Annotated in this window: 9 protein-coding genes; 7 read left to right on the plus strand and 2 right to left on the minus strand. The window is 76.6% G+C overall.

Annotated features, from left to right (window positions below):
• Positions 1 to 4 precede the first annotated feature (4 nt).
• Positions 5 to 172, minus strand: coding sequence for a hypothetical protein (locus tag G6556_RS04550; protein WP_166938983.1), 168 nt, complete (start codon positions 170 to 172; stop codon positions 5 to 7).
• A gap of 168 nt (positions 173 to 340) precedes the next feature.
• On the opposite strand from G6556_RS04550, the gene G6556_RS04555 reads away from it, so the two are divergent.
• Positions 341 to 1522, plus strand: a complete 1182-nt coding sequence (locus G6556_RS04555; RefSeq protein ID WP_166938985.1) for an AI-2E family transporter — start codon at positions 341 to 343, stop codon at positions 1520 to 1522.
• 24 nt (positions 1523 to 1546) lie between these two features.
• Here the strand turns inward: G6556_RS04555 and G6556_RS04560 are convergent, their stop codons facing one another.
• Entirely contained in the window at positions 1547 to 2284 is a 738-nt protein-coding gene (locus tag G6556_RS04560; RefSeq protein WP_346774721.1) for a class I SAM-dependent methyltransferase, read from the minus strand.
• Positions 2285 to 2392: 108 nt separating this feature from the next.
• On the opposite strand from G6556_RS04560, the gene G6556_RS04565 reads away from it, so the two are divergent.
• From G6556_RS04565 to G6556_RS04590, 6 genes are all read left to right on the plus strand, one after another.
• The gene (locus G6556_RS04565; RefSeq protein ID WP_166938987.1) at positions 2393 to 2728 is read left to right on the plus strand and encodes a cupin; all 336 of its coding nucleotides are present in this window, start codon (positions 2393 to 2395) and stop codon (positions 2726 to 2728) included.
• Positions 2729 to 2787: 59 nt separating this feature from the next.
• A complete protein-coding gene (locus G6556_RS04570; protein ID WP_166938989.1) occupies positions 2788 to 3516 on the plus strand; it encodes a class I SAM-dependent methyltransferase in 729 nt (242 codons plus the stop codon).
• 102 nt (positions 3517 to 3618) lie between these two features.
• On the plus strand, positions 3619 to 4038 hold the full coding sequence (locus G6556_RS04575; protein ID WP_166938990.1) for a YciI family protein: 420 nt from the start codon (positions 3619 to 3621) through the stop codon (positions 4036 to 4038).
• On the plus strand, positions 4011 to 5327 hold the full coding sequence (locus G6556_RS04580; protein ID WP_166938992.1) for a DUF6596 domain-containing protein: 1317 nt from the start codon (positions 4011 to 4013) through the stop codon (positions 5325 to 5327). Before G6556_RS04575 ends, G6556_RS04580 begins: the two co-directional genes overlap by 28 nt.
• 80 nt (positions 5328 to 5407) lie before the next feature.
• Entirely contained in the window at positions 5408 to 5596 is a 189-nt protein-coding gene (locus G6556_RS04585) for a hypothetical protein (protein WP_166938994.1), read from the plus strand.
• A complete protein-coding gene (locus G6556_RS04590) occupies positions 5593 to 5955 on the plus strand; it encodes a VOC family protein (protein ID WP_166938996.1) in 363 nt (120 codons plus the stop codon). Before G6556_RS04585 ends, G6556_RS04590 begins: the two co-directional genes overlap by 4 nt.
• The last annotated feature ends 143 nt before the right edge of the window (positions 5956 to 6098 follow it).

The following is a 6098-nucleotide window of genomic DNA, read 5'->3' on the forward strand; positions in this document are numbered from 1 at the left end:
CCGGTCAGCGCCGCCGGTCGGGGACCGCCACCGGGTGCGCCCCCGGGTCCATCGCCAGGCGCAGGGCCACGTCGAGCGGGAGGCGCGTGCGGACCCGGCTGCGCCGCGCGAGGAGCGCCGCGCGGCGGTGCGCGCGGGCGTCGTCGGGGCGGTGCGGGCGGTCCTGGTCCATGCCTCCCACCCTGCACCGGGGCCGTGGCCCGGGGCATCGGCCCCCGGGTGGAGATGCGGGTACGCCGGTCGGTGGACCCGGGTCCCGGTCGGCGCGCCCGGTCGCGGCCCTGGTCGGCGCCCCGTACCGTCCCCGGCAGACGGACACCAGAAGGGGTGGGACGGGCACATGTGGTTCCGACGACGGAGGACGACCGCGCCGACCGGCGGGGACGCCGTGCGGGCGGCCGAGGTCGCCCGGGACGACGCCGGCCGCGGTCCGGGCGCCGGGGCGCTGTGGGCGGACGGCTTCGGCCGGATCGGGACGCGCTCGGTGCAGGTCCTGGCGCTGCTCGCGCTGCTGACGGTGGCCGTGCTCGCGATCACCCGGCTGACGCTCGTCGTGGTCCCGGTGCTCATCGCGCTCGTGCTGGCCTCCGCCATCCACCCCCTGGTGTCCTGGCTGCGCCGGCACCGGCTGCCGTCGATCGCCGCCACCTGGATCGCGCTGGTGCTGATCGTCGGCGTGCTCGGCGGCGTGCTCACCGCGGTCGTGTACTCGGTCATCCACCAGTGGGACGACCTCGCCGACCAGGCCGTCGCCGGCTTCGGGGAGCTGCAGGACTCGCTCACCGGGCTGCCCATCCAGATCTCCGACGACCAGATCGCCGACGCACGGACCGCCGTGACCGACTTCCTCACGTCGAGCAGCTTCGGCGCCGGCGCGATCGCGGGCGTGTCCGCCACGGCGAACTTCCTCACCGGGTTCGTGCTGATGGTCGTCGTGCTGTTCTTCTTCCTCAAGGACGGCCCGACCATCTGGGAGTTCCTGCTCCGGCCGTTCGAGGGCGAGCACTACCGGCGCGGCCAGCGCGTCGGGCACCGCGTGGTCACGACGATGGGCGGGTACGTCCGCGGCACGGCCATCGTCGCCGCGGTGGACGCGATCGGCATCGGCGTCGGCCTGGTGATCATGGGCGTGCCGCTCGCGATCCCGCTGTCCGTGCTCGTGTTCCTGCTCGCGTTCATCCCGCTCGTGGGCGCGACGCTCGCCGGCGCCCTGGCCGCGCTGGTGACGCTCGTGGCACTCGGGCCGGTCGAGGCGCTGATCGTCGTCGGCATCGTGGTCCTGGTGAACCAGCTCGAGGGCAACTTCCTGCAGCCGGTCGTCATGGCGCGGTCGCTGGCCCTGCACCCGCTGGTCATCCTGGTCGCCCTGACCATCGGCACCGTGCTCGCCGGCATCACCGGCGCGGTGCTGGCCGTGCCGATCGCGGCGTCGATCTGGGGCGCGATCCAGGTGTGGAACGGCCCGCACACCCCGGCCCGGCCCGCCCAGCAGAAGCGCCGCGAGGTCACCGAGGGCCGCTGACCCGGCCCTGGCGGCGCCCCGGGCTCAGCCCGCGGTCCGCCAGACGGAGACGTGCGACGTGCTCTCCGCGGTGAACGGCGCCTCGGTGAAGTCCGCCCAGCGCTCGGTGCGCCGCAGGCCCGCGATCCGCGCCATCAGGTCGAGCTCCGCCGGCCAGACGTACCGGTGCGGCGACCGCCCGGTGCTCACCGACCCGTCCGGCTCGACCGTGTAGTGGTGCGACACCAGCCGCTGCTCGGCGACGTCGTACCGGTCGAAGCCCAGGTGCGCGTCGCTCACGTCGAACGGCAGCGCCACCTCGCCCGGCGGCAGCCGGCGCAGCTGCGGCACGAACACCTCGCACACGAACGCCCCGCCCGGCTCCAGGTGCCGGGCGGCGTTCTCGAAGCACGCGACCTGCGCGTCCTGGGTCATCAGGTTCGTGATGCCGTTGAACACCAGGTACACCAGCCGGAACCGGCCCGGGACGGTCGCCGTCGTCATGTCGCCGATCGTCACCGGCACCCGGTCCGCGCCCGGCTTCGCGGCGAGCCGGGCCGCCATCGGCACGGACCGCTCGATCCCGGCGACCGGCACCCCGCGGGCGGACAGCGGCAGCGCGACCCGCCCGGTGCCGACCGCCAGCTCCAGCGCGCGGCCGTCGCCCGCCCGCGCCGCCAGGAAGTCCACCGTCGGCCCCAGCACCCCGGGGGCGAACATCGCGGCGCTCGACTCGTCGTAGCGCGCCGCGACCCGCTCGGTCCAGATGTCCTCGTCCGTCACGCCGTCGAGGCTGCCACCGCCGCGACGTGCCGGGCCAGGGAATAGCGGCCGGGCACGGGGCCGTGTTGAGTAGGACGCGTCACCGACGACGACGCCGAGGAGCCCCGCATGGACGTGCACCAGCTCGCGCAGGAGCAGATCGACCTCGCCCACCAGGACCCGCACGGTCGCAGCGCCCAGATCGTGGTGCACGACGGGCCGCTCCGGCAGACCGTCATCGCGCTGCGCACCGGCACCCGGCTGGCCGAGCACAACTCGCCGCCGGCGGGCAGCATCCTCGTGCTGCGCGGCACCGTCGCGGTGTCCAGCGCCGAGCGGGTCGACACGCTGCCCACCGGGTTCCTGGCCACGCTCACGCACGACCGGCACGGGGTCGAGGCGCTGAGCGACGCCGCGATCCTGCTGACCACCGTCACGGGGACGGGCGAGCCCTCGCGCGGCTGATGCCAGCACCGGCGCAATCCCGTCGCGCGACCCCGCCGCCGGTCCGTAGCGTGCGGGACGTGCCCGACCCGATCTTCGCCGACCCGCGCCTGGCCCCGTTGTACGACGTCTTCGACGCCGACCGGTCCGACCTCGACCTGTACCGCGCCGTCGCGCGCGAGGTCGGTGCCCGCCGGGTGCTCGACGTCGGCTGCGGCACGGGCACCCTGGCGCTGCTGCTGGCGGGCGACGGCCTGGCGGTCACCGGCGTCGACCCGGCCGGCGCGTCGCTGGACGTCGCGCGCGCCAAGCCGGGAGGCGCCCGGGTGGTCTGGCTGCACGGCGACGCCACGACGCTGCCACCGCTCGCCGTGGACCTGGCCACCATGACCGGGAACGTCGCCCAGGTGTTCCTGTCCGACGACGACTGGGCCGCGACGCTGCGCGGGATCCGGGACGCCCTCGCCCCCGGCGGGCACCTCGTCCTCGAGACCCGTCGGCCCGAGGCGCGGGCGTGGGAGGCCTGGGCGGCGGACGCCGGCGCGGGAGCGCGGGACGTCCCGGGGGTCGGGCGCGTCGTGGAGGAGTTCGCCGTGACCGAGGTCGCCCTGCCCCTCGTGTCGTTCCGGTCGGTGTTCCGGTTCCCGGACGGCAGCGAGGTGGCGTCGACGTCGACGCTGCGGTTCCGGTCGCTGGCCGAGGTGCGCGCGTCGCTCGCCGCCGCGGGTCTGGAGGTCGTGGACGTGCGGGACGCGCCGGACCGGCCGGGGCTGGAGCACGTGGTCCTGGCCCGCCGTCCCGCCGGCTGACCCCGAGCCGGCCGGGCGCGCCCGCGTGTCGATCCGCGGGTTCCCCGTTCGACTCCTGGGTGAGAGGGTCCGAGAGGGACCCGAGACCAGGGAGGCACGGCCGTGAAGTACATGCTGATCATGCGCTCGGACGGGCAGGGTTCCGGCGGCGGGGACGCGTCGTACGAGGACTCGATCGAGACCATGAGCCGGTACAACGAGGAGCTGGTCGCCGCCGGCGTGCTCGTCGCGATGGAGGGCCTGTCCGACGACCCGGCCGAGAGCGTCGTCGTGGACTACTCGCAGACCCCGCCGGTCGCCACCGACGGGCCGTACGGCGAGGCGAAGGAGCTGTTCGGCGGCTACTGGATCCTCGACGTGGCGTCCCAGGCGGAGGCGGTCGAGTGGGCGAGGCGCGCCCCGCTGTCCTGGCCCGGGGTGAAGGTCGAGGTCCGGCGGATCGCGAGCATCGACGAGTTCCCCCAGGACAACCCGTGGATCCAGCGGGAGCGGGCGTGGCGCGAGGCGACGGGCCAGCTCTGAGGGCGTCGGCGCCCCGGGAGGGCCGCGCCGCGGTCGAGGCGGTCTGGCGCGCGGACGCCGCCCGGATCGTCGCGACCCTGGCGCGGTCCACGGGCGACGTCGGCCTCGCCGAGGACGTCGCGCAGGAGGCGCTCGCCGAGGCGCTGGTGGCCTGGCCGCGCGACGGCGTGCCCGCGAACCCGGCGGGGTGGCTGGTCACGACCGCCCGCCGGCGGGCCGTGGACGCCTACCGGCGGCGGTCGGCGCTCGACGAGCGGTACGCGGCGCTGGCGCGGGACGCGGCGGACGACCCCGCGCCCGGCGACGACGCCGACCTGCTGCACGACCCGGACGCCGTCGGGGACGACGTCCTGGCGCTGATGTTCGTCGCCTGCCACCCCGTGCTGGCGCGCGAGGCGCAGGTGGCGCTGACGCTGCGCGTCGTCGCCGGCCTGACCAGCGAGGAGATCGCCCGCGGGTTCCTGGTGCCGACCGCGACCGTGCAGGCGCGGATCACCCGGGCCAAGAGGACCCTCACCGCCGCCCGGGTGCCGTTCGCGGTGCCGTCCGGCGCAGAGCGGCGCGACCGGCTCGGCCCGGTGCTGGCCGTCGTGTACCTGGTGTTCACCGAGGGCTCGACGGCGACGTCCGGCGACGACCTGCTGCGCCCCGACCTCGCGCACGAGGCGGTCCGGCTGGCCCGGGTGCTCGCGCACCTCGCCCCGGACGAGCCCGAGGTGCTGGGGCTCCTGGCGCTGCTGGAGCTCACCGCGGCGCGGTTCCCGGCGCGCGTCGGGCCGGACGGGTCGGCGGTGCTGCTCGAGGACCAGGACCGGCGGCGGTGGGACCGGGCCGCGATCCGCCGGGGGCGCGCGGCCCTGGCGGCGGCGGGCCGGGTCGGGCGCGGGCTCGGGGCGTACGGGCTGCAGGCCGCGATCGCCGAGTGCCACGCCGTCGCGCCGTCCGTCGGGGAGACGGACTGGGAGCGGGTGGTGCTGCTCTACGAGGCCCTCGGCCGGCTCGCGCCCTCGCCCGTGGTCGACCTCAACCGGGCGGTGGCCGTCGCGATGGTGCACGGTCCGGCGGCCGGCCTGGTGGTCGTCGACGACCTGGCGGCGACCGGGGCGCTGGCCGGGTCGCACCTGCTGCCGTCGGTCCGCGGCGAGCTGCTCCGGCGGCTCGGGCGGGACGACGAGGCGCGGGACGACCTCGCACGCGCCGCGGCCCTGTGCCCGAACCCGCGGGAGCGGCGGGTGCTGCAGGACAAGATCGCGGCGCTGGCGGGCGGGGGCGCGCGGCCGGCCGGGTGAGCGGGCGCGGTCGCCCTGTACACGGGCGGCGGGGCCCTGGCAGGCTCGGCGCGAGACCACCCGACCCGGACGGGGGAGCGATGCCCGAGGACGACGGGACCGACCCGCGGCTGCTCGCCGAGCGCGCCGCCGGGGACGACTCCCCGCTGCGCCCCGGCTTCCGCGACGGGCCCGCCCGCACCCCGCGGTCCACGCGGGCGCTGCTGGCCGAGACGATCCCGTTCCTGCTGCTCGCCGCGGTGGTCGTCCTGGTGGTGGCGGGCCGGTGACCGGCGGCGAGCGGGTGCTCGGCATCGGCGGCTGGTTCCTGCGGGCGCGGGACCCCGAGGCGCTGACGGCCTGGTACCGCGACCCGCTCGGCGTCGAGGACGACGCGCACGGCCTCTGGCACCAGGAGGCCGGGCCGACCGTGTTCGCGGCGTTCGACCCGGACACCGACTACTTCGCCTCGCCCCAGCAGCAGACCATGCTGAACTTCCGGGTCCGCGACCTCGACGCCATGCTGCAGCAGCTGCGGGACCGGGGCGCCGACGTGGCGCCCGAGACGCAGGACATGGCGGGTGTGGGGCGGTTCGGCTGGGTCACCGACCCGGAGGGCAACCGCGTCGAGCTGTGGCAGCCCGCGTGACGGGGCCCGCGCTCAGCCGCTGACCCGGGCCTCCGCCTGCGCGCCGCGCACGAGCAGGAGCAGCTCGGCGTCGTCCACGCCCTCAGCGTGGGCGCGCTCGACCAGCGCGCGGACGTCGGCGAGCAGGTCGGGGCCGTCGTCGG

Origin of the sequence: Cellulomonas sp. IC4_254 (assembly GCF_011603975.1) — a bacterium.
Classification (GTDB): domain Bacteria; phylum Actinomycetota; class Actinomycetes; order Actinomycetales; family Cellulomonadaceae; genus Cellulomonas.

Bases quoted from the DNA above. Each gene is read 5' to 3' on its own strand.
- G6556_RS04555 (WP_166938985.1), top strand. From the start codon at position 341: ATGTGGTTCCGACGACGGAGGACGACCGCGCCGACCGGCGGGGACGCC.
- G6556_RS04565 (WP_166938987.1), top strand. From the start codon at position 2,393: ATGGACGTGCACCAGCTCGCGCAGGAGCAGATCGACCTCGCCCACCAG.
- G6556_RS04550 (WP_166938983.1), bottom strand. From the start codon at position 172: ATGGACCAGGACCGCCCGCACCGCCCCGACGACGCCCGCGCGCACCGC.
- G6556_RS04585 (WP_166938994.1), top strand. From the start codon at position 5,408: ATGCCCGAGGACGACGGGACCGACCCGCGGCTGCTCGCCGAGCGCGCC.